Here is a 16,925-nt window from a genome sequence, read left to right as displayed (position 1 = left end):
TTGTTTTATTACTCTTCATTCAATTTTTTAATATTATTATAAATACATGGTCACATCTGCTTTAAAAAATAAAACAAGCATTCGCTATTTAAATAATGTCTGTCAAACATTTTAAAAATCGCACATTTTAATGTGCTTTTTTATTTCCCTGTATTGAGTAAAATTTCACGTTTTCCCACATGATTAGCGGCTCCAACAATGCCGTTTTCTTCCATCCTCTCAACAAGAGAAGCTGCTTTATTATAGCCGATTGAAAGTCGGCGCTGAATATAAGATGTTGAACATTTTTTATCACGCATAACAATCTTTACAGCTTGATTATAAAGCTCCTCTCCCTCTTCATCAAAATTTTCTTCCTCAGAAACTTCAACCGTTGAATCGGCAGAAGCATCCTCTTTGTTATCATCTTCGTTATCTGTGACGGTTGCTAAATAATCAGGTTTTCCTTGCAGTTTAAGATGTGCAACAATGGATTCAACTTCTTCATCAGAGACAAAAGGTCCATGAACGCGTACAATACGCCCCCCACCCGCCATATGAAGCATATCTCCTTGACCTAAAAGCGTTTCAGCACCTTGTTCACCTAGGATCGTACGACTGTCAATTTTTGATGTCACTTGAAAAGAAATGCGGGTAGGAAAGTTCGCTTTAATTGTCCCTGTGATAACATCAACAGAAGGGCGCTGCGTTGCCATAATAAGATGAATACCAGCCGCACGCGCCATTTGTGCTAGGCGCTGAATGGCATTCTCTATTTCTTTCCCTGCCACCATCATGAGATCAGCCATCTCATCAACAATCACAACAATATAAGGAAGCTGCGTAAGATCCATGGCTTCTTCATGATAAAGCATTTCCCCTGTTTCCTTATCAAAACCCGACTGTACAGTACACATGATCGTTTCACCTTTTTGAGCCGCAAGTGCAACACGTGCATTAAAACCATCAATATTACGTACACCTAACTTAGCCATTTTGCGATAACGCTCTTCCATTTCACGAACCGCCCATTTTAAAGCTGTTACCGCTTTTTTAGGATCTGTTACAACAGGTGTTAAAAGATGTGGAATGCCATCATAAACAGAGAGCTCTAGCATTTTAGGATCAACCATGATCAAACGACACTGTTTTGGTGTCATACGATAAAGAATCGACAAAATCATTGTATTAATTGCTACAGACTTACCTGATCCTGTTGTTCCTGCAACCAATAAATGAGGCATTTTTGCTAATTCTACAATGACCGGCTCACCACTAATCCCTTTCCCCAAAGCAAGAGCAAGTTTAAATTCACTTTCACGAAAAGAACGTGTTTGAATTAATTCCCGTAGATAAACGGTTTCACGAACCGCATTGGGTAACTCAATCCCTATAACATTCCGTCCAGGAATGACAGCAACGCGTGTAGAAATAGCAGACATAGAACGCGCAATATCATCAGAAAGATTAATAACGCGCGATGATTTTACACCCGCAGCAGGCTCAAATTCATACATTGTAACCACTGGCCCTGGATGTACATGGATAACTTCACCCTTAATGCCAAAATCTTCCAAAACACTTTCCAAAAACCCAGCACCGCGTTCCAATGTTTCCTGAGGAATCATCGTACCTTCATGAAAAACAGGTTCCTGTAATAAATTGATCGGAGGAAACTCATAAGCATCACTGTCAATAGATTGAATATTTTGCATAAAAGCAGAATCATAATTGCTTAATGGCACGCGGGCAGATTGCAATATTTTCGTTTTACCGTTTGTTTGCATCACAGACAAATCTTTTAAATTTGGTGTGACATTCTTTGTTATGCAGTCGACAATATTATTATTGGTTTTTTTCGTCTCTATATTAGACTCAGCGTCGCTTAGTGCCACAGTATCGTTTAACGCCCTTGCATTACTTAACGTATGAGCGGAATCTTCAACAGAAAGCTTAGAATGACATTCTTTAGTAATATCATTATTCGTATGCATTAAATCAGAAATTTGCTCAACGCCTCGCATCCTTTCCGCTAGAGATTCTGATGTAATTGAATCATAGAGTTGCGGAAAGCGGTATTCGAGAACACGGTAAAGAGCAGTTATTGACTCATCAAAGATAGAAGGAATATCGGATGTAATTTCATTTGTCGTGTCAATCGATGTTTGATCCTCTTTTGAAGTTTGAGTATCCATATGTTCAAATATCAAAGATACGCATTCAAAAAATGCATCATCGGAAAGATGCCAAGCAGGATTCATTTTTTGTAGCATATTTTCTACTGGTAATTTATGCTCTTGTTTACCCTCCTCAAGTGGGATATTTTCTGATGGTATACGAGTAACTTGTCGTGACAACTGCTTCAAAACTGTTGAATGACAAACCGACGTTTTATTTTCTATTGATTGAGGATTAATGACTTTTTTTGTCGATGAAACGCTTGTTGTTTTCTTGTTACAACGTGCAATATCTGTATCTGTAATTTTTTTTTGATCTTGCTTCGTAAAAATTTTAAACTGCTTTGCAAAAACTGGATCTGTTTCTATACGACGACGCAAAATCTCAACTTCTGGGGTTCGCGTGAAACGGACATTTTTTCCGAGGGTAAATGCCTTTTTCCATACTTCCGGATAAGGAAATATCTCCGTAATCTTAACAGATAAATCTTCTCTTGATGCACCTTTCGTACCATCATCAGAAAAAGAAGGCGTAGAAATAGATTTTGTTTTCGAATTATGCATGGCACCCAACAAATTTATAGCAATGAGAAAAATAACCTTTTCAAAAAGAATTCGTAGAAACTATCATACGAAGGTTAATAACCTTTTGCTGATGGTTACTTTTTAATGAAAAAAATAATGCCATAATGCATATTCATAATCCCCCTTCTGCATATTTACGATATAAATTGCTCAGTTTATGGTGTCATAGAGCTCGTATTTCATTTTTTTTGAAGAAAACTTCATGATAAAAAAGCTTCAAGAAAATTGTCTATGCCTCTCTTTCTCTCCCTTTTCATAAAAGAAACTAGTCTCAATAATACAATAAGCATTGCTCTATTGAATTCTCCATGCTCAATTATCACGATATAATCTAATTTCTCGCGTTTTTATAAGATTACCCTTGTTATCCTCGTTTAAAAAGGCTTAGACTAAGACAATCATAATTACATAAATACAAATAGAAAAAAGGGAGTGAATTATGTTTAATAAACGGAAATTTTATATCAATGGTCTATGGGATGAGCCAAGCATTCCTCACGATTTTGACGTCATTAATCCATCAACAGAGGAGGCTTGTGCTGTCATTAGCCTTGGAAGTACAAAAGATGCCGATAAAGCAATTAATGCGGCTAAAGAAGCGTTTCAAAAATGGAAAACAACGTCACCAAATGAGCGTCTTGGATTTGTTGAAAAAATTCTAGAGATCTACGAAAAACGTTCCAAAGACATGGCAAAAACCATTTCAATGGAAATGGGAGCACCGATTGATATGGCGCTTAATGCGCAAACTGCAACCGGAAGTTCCCATATTCGCAATTTTATCGAAGCTTATAAAGAGTTTTCGTTCCAAGAAACTTTAATAAAGGGAAATGAGCAAGCAATCCTTCACTACGATCCTATCGGCGTCGTAGGATTAATTACACCATGGAATTGGCCCATGAATCAAGTAACTCTTAAAGTTATTCCTGCTCTCTTGGCTGGCTGTACCATGGTGTTAAAGCCCTCTGAAATTGCGCCTCTTTCTGCTATGCTTTTTGCTGAATTTTTAGATGAAGCCGCACTTCCAGCCGGTGTTTTTAATTTAATCAATGGTGATGGTGCGACTGTCGGCTCTTACCTCTCTGCACATCCAGATTTAGAAATGATCAGCTTTACTGGTTCAACTAGAGCAGGAAAAGATATTTCTAAAAATGCCAGCGCTACTTTAAAAAGAGTCTGTCTGGAACTTGGAGGAAAAGGAGCGAATATTATCTTTGCTGATGCCGACTCAGATGCTATTCAACGTGGTGCACGACATTGCTTTTATAATAGTGGACAAAGTTGTAATGCACCGACTCGTATGCTTGTGGAACAGAGCATCTATGACAAAGCCATAAAAATAGCCAAAGATATTGCAGAAACAACAAAAATAGGACCAAACTGCCAAGAAGGAAATCATATTGGACCCGTTGTTTCAAAAAAACAATATGATAAAATTCAAGATCTTATCCAATCGGGAATTGATGAAGGTGCAACTCTTGTTGCAGGCGGGACTGGTTTACCAAAAGGAATGGAACGCGGTTATTATGTCCGTCCAACAGTCTTTGCTGATGTAAAACCTCATATGCGTATTTTTAAAGAAGAAATCTTTGGTCCAGTTCTCTCGATTCTTTCTTTTAGTACAGAAGAAGAAGCCGTCGCTTTAGCGAATGAGACTGAGTATGGTCTTACAAACTATATTCAATCGCAAGATCGCAACAAATGTCGTCGTATTGCGGCACAAGTACGCTCTGGTATGGTAGAAGTTAATGGACATGGATTACCCAGTGGAAGCTATTTTGGAGGTGTAAAATTTTCTGGACGCGCCCGTGAAGGGGGACATTGGGGAATTAAAGAATTTCTCGATAGTAAAGCAATTTCGTACTGGTAAAATCTTATTAAAAACTTAATAGGAATCGTATGGTAATACAAAAAATAACGGATGAAGGTGCTCTTGGGCAACGTCTTGATCAGTGGCTCGCAAAACAATATCATAATGTGTTCTCACGTTCGCGTTTGCAAACCCTCATCCGTGAAGGCTATCTTAAAATTGATGGTCAATTCATAAAGGAACCAAAAACAAAATTAAGACCTAAGCAAATAATTGAATTGGCAATGCCTGACCTTCGTGATGCAGAACCTAGTGCTGAAGCTATTGCATTGGACATCCTTTTTGAAGATGATCATATCATTGTTATTAACAAACCAGCAGGTCTTGTTGTTCATCCTGGCAATGGAAATTGGACCGGTACGTTGGTTAATGCCCTTATCTATCACTGCGGTAATAGTTTATCTGGTATAGGTGGTGTTAAACGCCCTGGCATTGTCCATCGTCTCGATAAAAATACAAGTGGTGTTATGGTGGTTGCAAAAAATGATCTGGCTCATAAAAGTCTCAGTGCTCAATTTTCTGATCATGGACGTACCTGTGCATTAGACCGACGCTATCATGCCTTGATTTGGGGGACACCTCACCGCAATGTTTGGACAATTGATGCATCACTTGGCCGTTCGCCCCATAACCGAACAAAGCAAGCTGTTATCCATAACCAAAACCCTTATGCTCGTCATGCTGTTACACATTTTTCTTTGCTAGAAAAATATGGCTCTCATGCAGACTCAACATCTTTTGCTAGCCTTCTGGAATGTCGCTTGGAAACTGGACGCACCCATCAAATCCGCGTTCATATGGCTCATATTGGGCATCCACTCATAGGCGATACAGTTTATGGCAACGCTTTTAAAACAAAATCAAACGCATTCAACCCCACTATTAGAAATGCAATCGATCAATTCAACAGACAGGCACTTCATGCCGCAAGTCTCACTTTTGAACACCCTTCTACCGGTAAAGTTATGTCGTTTTCCACACCACTACCTCAAGATATGGCTAAACTTATTAAGCATTTTAAAAAAATGAATTGAAACTTTTCTCCTTCTCAAGATTTCACAATAAAATATCTTTTTTTGAACAAAATTGAAAAATATGCTAAAGTGAATGCACGCAGGTATTACTATCTGAAACATCGAATTTGCCTTATCAGGGAATTCAGACAAAAGGAGGGTGCTATTATGGCCCATATGAATTTGTTATCAGTAACCACAGGCGATGGTGGATTAAACCGTTATTTGGAAGAGGTGCGTCGTTTTCCAATGCTTGATCCAAAAGAAGAATATATGTTAGCTCAACGTTATCGTGAGCATAATGATTTAAAAGCAGCGCATAGGCTGGTAACCAGTCATTTGCGTCTTGTAGCTAAAATCGCGATGGGGTATCGCGGCTATGGACTTCCCATTGGGGAAGTCATTTCAGAAGGCAATGTTGGACTCATGCAAGCTGTTAAGCGTTTTGAGCCAGAACGTGGTTTTCGTCTTGCAACCTATGCAATATGGTGGATTAAAGCATCAATTCAAGAATATGTATTGCGATCTTGGAGTTTGGTGAAGATGGGGACAACAGCTAATCAAAAGCGCTTGTTTTTTAACCTTCGTAAATTAAAAAGTAAACTTCAAGCACTTGATAACGGTGATCTCAATGCAGAACAAGTAAAAGAAATTGCAACTCAGTTGCATGTCTCAGAAGATGAAGTTATATCAATGAACCGCCGACTTGGTGGTGACACTTCACTCAACGCACCCCTTCGTACAAAAGAAGGGGAAAACAGCGAGTTGCAAGATTGGTTGGTGGATGAATCTAACGATCAAGAACAAATTTTAATTGAAAAAAGTGAATTGGAAAATCGTCGTTCCATGCTTATAAATGCCATGGACAATCTCAATGAACGTGAAAAACGTATATTCAAAGCACGTCGTTTAAACGATATACCATTAACTCTAGAAGAACTCTCTGGTGAATTTAACATTAGTCGAGAACGAGTAAGGCAAATTGAAATGCGTGCATTTGAAAAAGTGCAAAATTCTATCAGAGATTCCGCTTTATCTCAAAGTCAAGTATAAGACTCTAGAATTAGGTATGAAGCCAATTGTTTGCGCATTTTTAAAGTAGAAATGAGAAAAGCATGTATTGGCTTTGTACTTGTAAATTAGTCTGTAGAATCCTTTGAGTTATAGTATACAATTTTATTGAGCGTGTTTGATATAACTAATAAAAATCGATATCGAGAAATAACCTTTTATTTTATTTGCATCTATGTTTTGTTTTTTTGATCAAGAACTGTTAACTTATCTTGTTGTGCAAGCCATTGTCCAATAACTTTATTGAAAATAGACTCACCTGTTGGTCCCTTTGCAAAGGTTAATTCATTTATACGTCCGTTTTTATCCGTTAACACTAAACGCATCCAATCTAATTCTCGCATCAATTGCAAATTTCGATCAAGAAATGGATGATCACCACTCAATGCAACAAGAAAAAAATCATCATTAATTTTTGTAGAAATAGTTCTTACTAAAGGCTGCCCTATAGATTGTTCACTTGCTTTAAAGGTTAATGCTTGAACACTGCTTATAGCTTTACCTGAGAATTTATCAGAAAGAATAAAAATAAGATCCATAATATATGCAGCAGGAAATGACCGGTCGGTATTGCGACGTAAAATTAACCGTAATGATAACCCTTCATCGGGAATTGTTATATCACCTTGTATGGCTGTTTCTTCTGGAGCCCCCTTCACATAAGACTCCTTTATAAGCGTCCAGCAAACACTTCCGGTTGCTATCTTTTCTGCATCATAATTTGTACGTGCTTGATAAAAAACAGCTTCACCTAATTTATCAAGCGATTGCAAATTGCTGGAAACAACGGTTGAGATTCCCTCTTCATCTGAAGAATCTGTCGCTTGTTTTAAACCGACATCAATTTCACTCCCATCCTCTAATAAACGTTGTGTTAACTTTCTCTTAACCGAAAGTGCCTTTGGTACTTCGTGAGAAACTTGAAGATTTTCTCCTAACACCTGATGATCATTTGATACAAATACACGCCCACCAATAAAAAAAATACCAATAGTTAAAACAGCAAAACTAACAACAGAAACAGCACTTATCACAATACGCCTTTGCACCAATGATTTATTAGCACGACGTAAAGCCTGAGAAAAAATATGCGAAACAATATGAGGATTATCTTCTTGCGACGAAGAAATCTTTAACGCACAGCTATTAACATGCTGAGAAGATACATCAGCCTCCATATTAACAGGCTCTGCATCTGGTATATCTGATACCCAAGGCTCATCAAATAACTTGCTATCCTTTGGATGTGTAACAAAATCCTGCTTTCTTTTTATGTCTACCACTGAAAATTCATTATTCTTTGGTAATATAGTTTTTTTTGTATATTTCTTATCTTCATTTACATTTGTGGGATTCCACCCAATAACTAAAGAAAGCAACTTCTTTTCAACTGCTAAATATTCTTCTTCAACAGTTGCAATAGCACTCTGAAGAATCTTTCTTTGTTCATCGGCTATTGCTTGTGGTATTTTTGCTGTTACAAATTGATATTCTAGTGTTTCGATAGCCCGTTTATAAATCCGCTTACGCACTTGTGGTGTAACATTATTTTGTGCATTAATTGCCTTTTTTAAGATTCCAACGAAATCTACCATTTCCTCTATAATCTCTCTTAAACTAAGCAAAGAAACCCTAGCACTCAGGCTAAAACAGCTTTATTTTAGGCTCATAAGTTTATTGTCATTTATATTGGTACAACTATTGTCATAGTGTAAAATGAATATGAAAAATAAACAATGTCATTTTACACCTTTCTTTCACGCACTCTTAAAAACTCTTTTTGTTAAAAGATATAGAAGTGAACAAAAGATCTATATGGAAACCTAAAAATAATAATCAATTTGCAAAAGGATCTGTAATAAGAATAGTATCTTCACGTTCTGGACTCGTAGATAATAAAGCCACTTTTGTGTTAATCAGTTCTTCAATATAGCGTATATATTTAACAGCCTGCATTGGTAAATCTTCCCACCTCAATGCATGGGCTGTTTTTTCCTTCCAACCTTCTAATGTTTCATAAACAGGCTTCACACGGGCTTGGGCTCCCATGGAAGAAGGTAAATAATCAATCCTTCTACCATCAAGCTCGTAACCAATACAAACTTTTATTTCATCCAAACCATCCAAAACATCAAGTTTTGTCAATGCTATACCTTGAACACCGCAAACTACTACCATCTGACGGACTAAGACAGCATCAAACCAACCACATCGACGCTTTCGACCCGTTACAACACCAAATTCATGCCCACGCACTCCCAGAAATTCACCAATATCATTTATCTGCTCTGTAGGAAAAGGCCCTTCTCCAACACGTGTGGTATACGCTTTTGCAATACCCAAAACATAATGAATTGCACTAGGTCCCATCCCTGAACCTGTACATGCCTGCCCAGAAACTGTATTCGATGATGTTACGTAAGGATAAGTTCCAAAATCATTATCGAGTAAAGCACCTTGCGCACCTTCAAAAAGAATGTGTTTCCCTCCTCTATAACCTTCATCTAAAAGACGCCACGTACAATCCATAAAGGGCAAAACTTTATCCGCAACTTGCATCAATTCATCATAAAGCGCTTGAGAATCAATCTCTTCCCCCCCCATCCCACGACGCAAAGCATTATGATGCCTCAAAAGCCGCTCAATCTTAGCCATAAGTGTATCTTTTTCTGCTAAATCCATCACTCGGATAGCACGACGTCCCACCTTATCTTCATAAGCCGGTCCAATACCACGCTTTGTTGTACCAATCTTTAAACCAGATAAACCGCTTTCTCGAATTGCATCAAGATCACGATGCAAAGAAAGAATCAAAGGAGCATTTTCAGCAATACGTAAAATTTCCGGTGTAATTTCCACGCCCTGATCACGTAGCTTTTTCAACTCTGCTACAAAATGATGGGGATCAACTACAACACCATTCCCAATAATTGATAATTTGCCACGCACTAAACCAGACGGTAAAAGTGATAATTTATAACTAGCTCCATCAATAACCAATGTGTGGCCAGCATTATGCCCCCCCTGATATCTCACCACGATATCTGCTCTCTCAGACAACCAATCTACAATTTTACCTTTGCCTTCATCACCCCATTGTGTACCGACAACAACTACATTGGCCATAACTTTCTCCGTCGTGTTTGGTCAAAAAACCAGCATTCAAAAACAAATACTTCTTTATAACGAAACCTTAGAGCAAGTGCGACTCCTCATTTCAGATTTTTCTCAATCTTCAAGTGATTAAATTTTCAAATTTATGATAATAAAGATAAGGAAATACCAAAATATTTTAAATCTGTCATTTTTGCTACAAAAAGTAAAAAATTAGAGATTTTAATTTGTGCGTATCCAACACCTGACAGAGCATTCATTCCTCCTCTTAATCTTTTACAATTCATGTAATATTTAGAGGCTGTTTGTCTGATACAAGAATACGAAAGATTATCATGATCTCTCGTATTCTTTTTCTGTTTAAAAACACGTTGTGAAAATCACCAGTAATTATTTAAAGCTGTGCTTTTTCAACTTGGAACGCCCACTCAAGCCATTGTGTTAAAATTTCAAGATCGGAAGCCTCAATTGTTATACCCGCCCAAATTCGAAGCCCCGGAGGAGCATCGCGATACGAACCAATATCATAAGCAACTCCTTCCTCATCAAGACGTTTCACAACCGCTTTTATGAAAGATACTCGCTTTTCCGTATCCAAAGCAGTAATCACTGGATCCACAATATCTAAACAAATAGCGGTGTTAGAACGCACTTCAGGATCTTTTGCCAAATATTCTAGCCATGGTGTTTTGCGAACAAAAGCATCAAGTACAGAAAAGTTTTTCTCCACCCGTGCTCTTAATGCCGCTGAACCTCCTAGAGATTTTGCCCACTTCAACCCATCAAGAAAATCCTCAACACAAAGCATAGAAGGTGTATTGATTATCTTTCCTTTAAAAATATCTTCGTTCAATTTTCCATTTTTTGTCATATAGAAAAGTTGAGGGATAGGCCAAGCTGGAACATGATTCTCAAGCCTCTCAACAGCACGAGGACTTAAAATCACCATACCATGCGCAGCCTCACCTCCCAAAACTTTCTGCCATGAAAAAGTAACAACATCTAATTTTGAAAAATCAAGATATTGCGCAAAAGCTGCAGATGTTGCATCACAAATGGTCAATCCAGCCCGCTTATGGGGAATGAAATCTGCATTAGGAATACGCACACCAGAAGTTGTCCCATTCCATGTAAAAACAACATCACGATCAAAGTCAAGTTGTGTTAAATCTGGTATTTCACCATAAGGAGCTTCAAAACGACGTACATCAGAAAGCTTTAATTGCTCGACAACATCTTTATTCCACCCAAATCCAAAACTTTCCCACGCCGCCATATCAATGCCACGCTCACCTAATAGAGACCATAGAGCAGCCTCAACAGCACCGGTATCTGAACCAGGCATAATTCCTATACGATGATCAGAAGGAACCTCAAGAATCTCACGGGTTAAATTAATAACTTCAGCAAGTTTTAATTCTGCTTCTCTAGATCTATGCGAACGCCCAACTAATGCATTTTTAAGAACATCAAGAGTCCAACCAGGCCGTTTGCTACAAGGACCTGAAGAAAAATTAGTATTATTGGGACGACTGCTTGGTTTTTGTAACATTATCATTATTTCTCCCCTTTTAGATGTTTTTCTTTCTTTATAAAGAAAAACAAATTATTATAAAGACTAATCAATAATCTTTTTAGAAAAAAGTCAAAAATATTTTCTATTATTTCGTATGCTTAAAATTCACGGAAACTTTATAAAAAAATCTTTCTTAATCATGCTTCTCGATTGATTCTTTTATTTTTTTGTATCATCACCACGATAAGACAGCATTCTACTAACAATACACTAACGCGTCCAATATGCCTATCAAATTTATTTTATGATAAAGATTCATTGATAACTCTCTAGAATAGGGAGATAAACTTATTAAAAAATCAATTATTTTTCTTTTGATGACTGGACAGAGAAAATTTTAATGTTATAACCGCAAACGCTTTATATTTTTTATGAAGCATGCCCAGATAGCTCAGTTGGTAGAGCAGCGGACTGAAAATCCGCGTGTCCGTGGTTCGAATCCGCGTCTGGGCACCACTTTTTGTGTTTAACATATTGAAATATATAGCTTTTTTCTTTAAATAGCCATTTTCAGACCACCTTTTAGACCACCTTCTACAGTTTATATAATTTTACCTAATTTGTTCTTATTTGCTCCTTATTTTTCTTTGGAGTGAAGGCTAAGATCTCCTTTTTTCTCCATCTCACTGCTCTCCCTAGCTTATATGGCTCCGGAAACAACCCCTGAAGCACCCAATTGCGAATCGTTGTTGTGGATACACTAAAAAGCTGTGCACACTCACGTGTCGTTACATATCTATCTCCATCATCAAATATCATCTCATTACCTTTCTCTTTTTTATGTTAATTAATCCCCTCCTCGTCCTATAGGACGAGGAGATGAAATCAATTGTTCAAAACTAAGCCGCTTTCGTGACAGGCTTCTGCAAACTCGGATCATAAGCTCGCAACAAAGAATCCATTCTATGGGGCAGCTCTGAATCTCCAAAATCCGTTAAAACTGCTAGAATCTTTGTAATATTTGGAATTTCATCTTGAAGTTTTAAAATCAAAGCTTTTTCTACTATGCTCATGATGTCAACCAAGTCACTACAGTCTTTGTCATCTACGTATTCACAATTGACAAACTGAGACAACGCTATCCACAAATCACATAAAAAGTCTATACTGGTATTCATTGCACACCCCCAAAGATTTGTTCTCTCAAACAAGCCAATCCTCTAGATGTAATTTTTGTTGAAGGCAGCACCTTTTCTGTACCATCCGGTCTTTGAATGGTAATAGCGGGACAATCCATAAATCCTTTCTTGATCTTGTCCTGATAAGGTAACAGAGGCGCCCCTGGAGCCCGTCGATACACCCAATCATGTTTACGCAAGTAATTGGTTAAGTCCTTTGGGCGCACCTCCAACATCTTCGCTGCTTCGATAAGACCGAATAAACCATCAGAGCGTTTTAAACCTTCCAAAGCTTCTGCTTTAGGCTTGAGTGTACTCACCTCATTTCTTAAGTCTTCTAATTGATTGATACTCTCTAAAAGGAGCTGTTTAATCGTAAGAGGATTTTCCAAAGCATTGGCAAGATTTATTTGTGGTGTTGCTACTTGTCTTTCCAATTCTTGCCAGCGGTCAATAATCTTTGCTCGTAAAGCAGTGCTGTAACCCGAAACAAGAATTAAACACTCACGTTTGGGAAGATTGTAGCAAGGAAGAGTACGACCTGTTGAATCTCTGTAGAATCCTGCAAATTCACTCAGCTCAATTTTGAGCTCAGTGAGTATTTGCCGAATATCCCGCATAACATTCCGATGTTCTTTACCACATAATTCTGCAATTTCACGACTCGACATAGTCTGAGTGGTAGCACTATTAGCAGTGCTTTCTTTAATTTCTATAAGAGTGTTCATAATGAACTCCTATCGATTAGAGGTTTTTCATTGACATCCAATAAAGGATGCCGGGTGCTGAAAAACACGGTCGATAGTCCGTCGTTACGCTTTCCCCATAAAGGGTATTGTATAGCGTAACCACACCCGACAAAGCCATTATATGCGTGTAACATACAATGAGTCAAAGCCTTTAATGTGCGGAGAAAAGATTGTTTCGGTAATCTATCCGCTATCGATTCAAGGTGTTTTTCAAGCACCTGATTCGACAATAGACATAGTGATATTATTTTGTCAATTAAAAAATTTGAAAATTGACGCAAATAGATTATATCGATTTCATCAGTAAATTCGTATTTCTTTTTCATTATTGCATTCCTTAATTAATGCATGGTTTGTCTTTTAAGCTCTTGAGACAGCACACCAATTCCTTTTGCTGTGATTTTTGCGCAAGGAATGACTTTTTCTATTCCACTTGCGGTTTGAAGTGTGATGGTTGGACAATCCATAAGTTTCTTTTGGATTTTGTCTTGATAAGGAAGCAAATTTCCACCTGCTGCTCGTCTGTAAACCCAACCTTTTTCTTGTAAAAATTGAATGAATTGTTTTGGTTGCATCTCGAGTATTTTAGCAGTTTCTGTAAGACCAAAGAGTCCATTATGACGCTGTAAGCTTTCAAGAGCCATGGCTTTTGGTGTTAAATCTTCAATGATGGTGTCTTTTTGATCTATTTGACCTTGTAGGTAATTCAAAAAGCCAATCATAGCCTTTGGACTTGAATAGTCGATTTGTGGTATTACTGCTTGCTTTTCCAATTCTTGCCAACGGTCTATAATCCTAGCACGTAATGTCATGCTGTAACCCGAAACTAAAATGAGGCATTCACGTTTAGGAAGGTTGTAACAAGGGAGAGTGCGACCAGTTGAATCTTTGTAAAAACCTACAAATTCACTCAGCCCAAATTTGGGCTCAGTACTTTTAGAGTGCAACTCTTCAAGCATTTGCTTAATATCACGCATAACGTGTTTATGTTGTTTACTACACAATTCTGCAATTTCACGACTAGACATGGTTGGAATTGTTGTGTTTTGAAAATTGCTTTCAGATGTTGTAATAAAGTTTCGCATCATCACCCCCTTAATTAAGAAAAACATAAGTTTTGGTATAATATTCTGCCTAAGTTTCTATGGCGTTCTGCTTTAGCGATTTTCCTTGCTGCGTGAATTTTGAAGTAATGATTATCGGTTTTATCTGTTTCTATTTCAGATTTTGGACAAATCTTCTGTCTGTTCCATTCTTGTTTTGTAAAAACAAAATCCACGCCTTCTTTTAGATCAAACTTTTCAACACAATCGTTAAACCAAGTGGAAAAATCTTGTTTCAAATGTAAGTGCCTATGCATCACATGGGCTTTGACCATTTTGGCATAACCAATTTTGTTGTCTACCTCGTTTTCAGGTATGAGATATCCTTCACTATCATTATCATGTGTGTTCATAAGTTTACTCTAATCAATTATTGATGGGAAAAGGGGAGGCGCTTTTAAAAGCGCCCTTTAGAATTTTTAAAGCACATCACAAGCACGCAAACGGTGTTGTTGTTCGTAAGTACCGTAAATCTCATCATTATATTTTTCGTCTGCGATCTCGTCTAAAAGTCTATTGTAAACATCACTTTCGCATATAAAGTAATGAACCTCACTATCTTCATCGAGACGTTCGATATTTTCTTTTACATATGCTTCTGCAATTTCTTCAGAGATATCTTCACAATTATTCTCAGAAGGATTGATGCGAAAGATTTGGATTGCATCATCTACCTCATCAACAATGCTTAGAATTTGGCTTGCATCAAGTGGTCCAGACTCTGCAATGTGTTGATCTTTATCGTAGGCAACTAATAAAATTTCATCAGAATTTATAAGAATTGGATTTTCCATAATTTCTCCTCCCTAACGCCTCTTGGCAATTGTTTGTGCGTGGTTTATGGATATATTAGTACATTATGCACTAAAGATAGTCAAGTACATAATGTACTATTTTTTTAAAAAATAAAAAAAAGACGAATCACGGCACAATTTAGAGAATCAAAATTTTGCTGTTTACTGATAAAAATCAAGCAAACTTGCTTCAATCTGTTGATAGCAATCTAATCGATAACGTGAACAGAGAATCGTATTGTGTTTACATATCAAGAATAGTGCGCCGTACACGACCTATTATAGAGATAGCGCCTTCAAGTTTTGGAGCCTTTATTGTTTTGTCGTATGAAGCGGGCTGAAAAGGAGGATCATCATTAGGTCTGTATCGTTTATATGTCGCTTGTCCAGATTCATCTGCAATTACATAGCAGGCATTAGGCACAAGTTTTTTGTCTCGCATATTTACAAATATTATAGAATCTGGAGGGCTAATTTTATTCATAGATGCGCCATCTACACGTAAAGCAATCCATTCACCGGCAGGAAGATTAACAGCCTCTGTCATAGGATAATCTGAAAAATCCATTATCCCATCTTGCTCGCTTAGTTCTCCAGCGCTAATCCATGAAACGAGAGGAATACTTATATTGAGGTTAGGACTTTCTTGAGGAGACTCGCCATACAAAATCCACCCCGGATCTACATTAAATACTTGTCCATAGAGCTCGGCTATTTGGCGCGAAATACCACGATTTCCATTTTCGTGACTAATTAGGGTATTTTGATTAAGAGCTGGTACAGCGCGCGCAGCTTCGCTTGGTGTTGCATATCCAGCATTCTTACGCGCTATTTTAAGTCTATCTTTTGGCAAATAAGTCATTTGTACATTATCCACTATTTTTTTAATTCATTGTGTACGATTTTATCTTGATTAAAAGTTGTACGTAATGTACTATTTGTGTCATGGTTAATGATTTTTATGTCAAAAGTTTGATTGAATCTTGGGGATCTATACGCCAATTTGCAAAAGAAATTGGTTGTAGCTATGAGGCTGCGCGTAAAATGCGTGATCGCAATAGTATTTCTCCAAAATACTGGAATATAATTATTCAGTTGTCTAAAGCTAAGGGTCTATCTTGGGTTACACTAGATTGGTTCCTACATAATTATGGGAGTAAATCCCATAGAGTTATTCGTCCAATGACAAAACGAAGAAAAGATACGCTTCATCTGGTGAAGAAAATTAGTACAGCAAATGCATCACAAACAGTAATATCTTCTCATAGTGCTGCTCATACAGAAAATAACAAACATCAACAGCAGCATTCACACTCTTAAAGAAGAAAGATCAGAGATGATAGATGTCCCACAGATCACTATAAGCAAAGTCCAGTTGATTGATCTTGTTAATAATATTGGAGAGGCAACCATATATTATGGTGTCCGTTCGACTCAAGATGCATCTTTTGAAACAAGAATAGATCCCTCATCAACAGGTTATTTTGTCTATATGCTGTATAGTATCTTTGCGCGTGATGATAGAAATTATTTTCCATTATTGCCGTACGATGATTTTAATCAATGGTTTTCATCTGCGTTTACGCAAGCTTTTACAACTTGGTTTGATAATTATTTTTCTCAAGAGTTGTTATCTTTTTATCGCTTAAATGAGCTGATCTTGTTTATGATCTTAGTCAAAGATAAGCTTGATCTCTTAAGGCTTGATCTCTTAAGGGATGAAGTTATCAAAAAAAGAAATCAAATTAATAAATCATAGCATAAAAACGTTTTCCT

At 37.3% G+C, this 16,925-nt stretch carries 16 protein-coding genes and 1 tRNA gene; 6 read left to right on the top strand and 11 right to left on the bottom strand.

Features of this window, described 5'->3' with window-relative positions; translation table 11 throughout:
• Positions 1-140: 140 nt before the first annotated feature.
• Entirely contained in the window at positions 141-2,720 is a 2,580-nt protein-coding gene (locus ACFIJR_RS00290) for a DNA translocase FtsK (protein WP_375653162.1), read from the bottom strand.
• Between the two features lie 460 nt (positions 2,721-3,180).
• Here ACFIJR_RS00290 and ACFIJR_RS00285 point away from each other — a divergent pair, with 460 nt between their 5' ends.
• The 3 genes from ACFIJR_RS00285 to rpoH all read left to right on the top strand — a co-directional run bounded on the left by ACFIJR_RS00285 (position 3,181) and on the right by rpoH (position 6,677).
• Entirely contained in the window at positions 3,181-4,611 is a 1,431-nt protein-coding gene (locus ACFIJR_RS00285; RefSeq protein ID WP_375625606.1) for an aldehyde dehydrogenase family protein, read from the top strand.
• Between the two features lie 29 nt (positions 4,612-4,640).
• Entirely contained in the window at positions 4,641-5,645 is a 1,005-nt protein-coding gene (locus ACFIJR_RS00280) for an RluA family pseudouridine synthase (RefSeq protein WP_375653159.1), read from the top strand.
• Between the two features lie 147 nt (positions 5,646-5,792).
• On the top strand, positions 5,793-6,677 hold the full coding sequence (gene rpoH, locus ACFIJR_RS00275) for an RNA polymerase sigma factor RpoH (protein ID WP_375653157.1): 885 nt from the start codon (positions 5,793-5,795) through the stop codon (positions 6,675-6,677).
• A gap of 191 nt (positions 6,678-6,868) precedes the next feature.
• Here the strand turns inward: rpoH and ACFIJR_RS00270 are convergent, their stop codons facing one another.
• The 3 genes from ACFIJR_RS00270 to ACFIJR_RS00260 all read right to left on the bottom strand — a co-directional run bounded on the left by ACFIJR_RS00270 (position 6,869) and on the right by ACFIJR_RS00260 (position 11,367).
• Positions 6,869-8,290, bottom strand: coding sequence for a hypothetical protein (locus tag ACFIJR_RS00270; RefSeq protein ID WP_375653155.1), 1,422 nt, complete (start codon positions 8,288-8,290; stop codon positions 6,869-6,871).
• Between the two features lie 241 nt (positions 8,291-8,531).
• Positions 8,532-9,821, bottom strand: a complete 1,290-nt coding sequence (locus tag ACFIJR_RS00265; RefSeq protein ID WP_375625600.1) for an adenylosuccinate synthase — start codon at positions 9,819-9,821, stop codon at positions 8,532-8,534.
• A gap of 382 nt (positions 9,822-10,203) precedes the next feature.
• Complete coding sequence (locus tag ACFIJR_RS00260) at positions 10,204-11,367, bottom strand: phosphoserine transaminase (RefSeq protein WP_375653152.1); 1,164 nt, start codon at positions 11,365-11,367, stop codon at positions 10,204-10,206.
• A 398-nt stretch (positions 11,368-11,765) separates the two neighbouring features.
• Here ACFIJR_RS00260 and ACFIJR_RS00255 point away from each other — a divergent pair.
• A tRNA-Phe gene (locus tag ACFIJR_RS00255) sits at positions 11,766-11,841 on the top strand.
• Positions 11,842-11,940: 99 nt separating this feature from the next.
• Here ACFIJR_RS00255 and ACFIJR_RS00250 read toward each other — a convergent pair.
• From ACFIJR_RS00250 to ACFIJR_RS00220, 7 genes are all read right to left on the bottom strand, one after another.
• Positions 11,941-12,144, bottom strand: a complete 204-nt coding sequence (locus ACFIJR_RS00250) for an AlpA family transcriptional regulator (RefSeq protein WP_005865986.1) — start codon at positions 12,142-12,144, stop codon at positions 11,941-11,943.
• A gap of 80 nt (positions 12,145-12,224) precedes the next feature.
• On the bottom strand, positions 12,225-12,503 hold the full coding sequence (locus ACFIJR_RS00245; RefSeq protein WP_375646213.1) for a hypothetical protein: 279 nt from the start codon (positions 12,501-12,503) through the stop codon (positions 12,225-12,227).
• A complete protein-coding gene (locus ACFIJR_RS00240) occupies positions 12,500-13,231 on the bottom strand; it encodes a phage antirepressor KilAC domain-containing protein (protein ID WP_375646218.1) in 732 nt (243 codons plus the stop codon). The genes ACFIJR_RS00245 and ACFIJR_RS00240 overlap by 4 nt, the downstream gene beginning before the upstream one ends.
• Before the next feature lie 362 nt (positions 13,232-13,593).
• On the bottom strand, positions 13,594-14,337 hold the full coding sequence (locus tag ACFIJR_RS00235) for a Rha family transcriptional regulator (RefSeq protein ID WP_375653322.1): 744 nt from the start codon (positions 14,335-14,337) through the stop codon (positions 13,594-13,596).
• 14 nt (positions 14,338-14,351) lie between these two features.
• Positions 14,352-14,708 (bottom strand): antA/AntB antirepressor family protein, encoded by a 357-nt coding sequence (locus ACFIJR_RS00230; protein WP_375649761.1) that lies wholly within the window; start codon positions 14,706-14,708, stop codon positions 14,352-14,354.
• 66 nt (positions 14,709-14,774) lie between these two features.
• Positions 14,775-15,149: a hypothetical protein gene (locus ACFIJR_RS00225; protein WP_375653149.1), complete on the bottom strand. Its 375-nt coding sequence runs from the start codon at positions 15,147-15,149 to the stop codon at positions 14,775-14,777.
• Between the two features lie 244 nt (positions 15,150-15,393).
• On the bottom strand, positions 15,394-16,011 hold the full coding sequence (locus ACFIJR_RS00220; RefSeq protein WP_375627036.1) for a S24 family peptidase: 618 nt from the start codon (positions 16,009-16,011) through the stop codon (positions 15,394-15,396).
• 83 nt (positions 16,012-16,094) lie between these two features.
• Here ACFIJR_RS00220 and ACFIJR_RS00215 point away from each other — a divergent pair, with 83 nt between their 5' ends.
• Together ACFIJR_RS00215 and ACFIJR_RS00210 are read left to right on the top strand one after the other, a co-directional pair.
• The gene (locus ACFIJR_RS00215; RefSeq protein WP_375627509.1) at positions 16,095-16,469 is read left to right on the top strand and encodes a hypothetical protein; all 375 of its coding nucleotides are present in this window, start codon (positions 16,095-16,097) and stop codon (positions 16,467-16,469) included.
• Between the two features lie 16 nt (positions 16,470-16,485).
• The gene (locus ACFIJR_RS00210; RefSeq protein ID WP_375624052.1) at positions 16,486-16,908 is read left to right on the top strand and encodes a hypothetical protein; all 423 of its coding nucleotides are present in this window, start codon (positions 16,486-16,488) and stop codon (positions 16,906-16,908) included.
• Positions 16,909-16,925: the final 17 nt, after the last annotated feature.

This window comes from Bartonella sp. OD88NMGDW, from assembly GCF_042193775.1.
Lineage (GTDB): Bacteria > Pseudomonadota > Alphaproteobacteria > Rhizobiales > Rhizobiaceae > Bartonella > Bartonella grahamii.
This window is presented reverse-complemented; position numbering and strand designations above follow the sequence as displayed.

Excerpts from the sequence above, each read along its gene's own strand:
- ACFIJR_RS00290 (WP_375653162.1), bottom strand. The coding sequence starts at position 2,720 with ATGCATAATTCGAAAACAAAATCTATTTCTACGCCTTCTTTTTCTGAT.
- ACFIJR_RS00285 (WP_375625606.1), top strand. The coding sequence starts at position 3,181 with ATGTTTAATAAACGGAAATTTTATATCAATGGTCTATGGGATGAGCCA.
- ACFIJR_RS00280 (WP_375653159.1), top strand. The coding sequence starts at position 4,641 with ATGGTAATACAAAAAATAACGGATGAAGGTGCTCTTGGGCAACGTCTT.
- rpoH (WP_375653157.1), top strand. The coding sequence starts at position 5,793 with ATGGCCCATATGAATTTGTTATCAGTAACCACAGGCGATGGTGGATTA.
- ACFIJR_RS00270 (WP_375653155.1), bottom strand. The coding sequence starts at position 8,290 with ATGGTAGATTTCGTTGGAATCTTAAAAAAGGCAATTAATGCACAAAAT.
- ACFIJR_RS00265 (WP_375625600.1), bottom strand. The coding sequence starts at position 9,821 with ATGGCCAATGTAGTTGTTGTCGGTACACAATGGGGTGATGAAGGCAAA.
- ACFIJR_RS00260 (WP_375653152.1), bottom strand. The coding sequence starts at position 11,367 with ATGATAATGTTACAAAAACCAAGCAGTCGTCCCAATAATACTAATTTT.
- ACFIJR_RS00250 (WP_005865986.1), bottom strand. The coding sequence starts at position 12,144 with ATGATATTTGATGATGGAGATAGATATGTAACGACACGTGAGTGTGCA.
- ACFIJR_RS00245 (WP_375646213.1), bottom strand. The coding sequence starts at position 12,503 with ATGAATACCAGTATAGACTTTTTATGTGATTTGTGGATAGCGTTGTCT.
- ACFIJR_RS00240 (WP_375646218.1), bottom strand. The coding sequence starts at position 13,231 with ATGAACACTCTTATAGAAATTAAAGAAAGCACTGCTAATAGTGCTACC.
- ACFIJR_RS00235 (WP_375653322.1), bottom strand. The coding sequence starts at position 14,337 with ATGCGAAACTTTATTACAACATCTGAAAGCAATTTTCAAAACACAACA.
- ACFIJR_RS00230 (WP_375649761.1), bottom strand. The coding sequence starts at position 14,708 with ATGAACACACATGATAATGATAGTGAAGGATATCTCATACCTGAAAAC.
- ACFIJR_RS00225 (WP_375653149.1), bottom strand. The coding sequence starts at position 15,149 with ATGGAAAATCCAATTCTTATAAATTCTGATGAAATTTTATTAGTTGCC.
- ACFIJR_RS00220 (WP_375627036.1), bottom strand. The coding sequence starts at position 16,011 with ATGACTTATTTGCCAAAAGATAGACTTAAAATAGCGCGTAAGAATGCT.
- ACFIJR_RS00215 (WP_375627509.1), top strand. The coding sequence starts at position 16,095 with ATGGTTAATGATTTTTATGTCAAAAGTTTGATTGAATCTTGGGGATCT.
- ACFIJR_RS00210 (WP_375624052.1), top strand. The coding sequence starts at position 16,486 with ATGATAGATGTCCCACAGATCACTATAAGCAAAGTCCAGTTGATTGAT.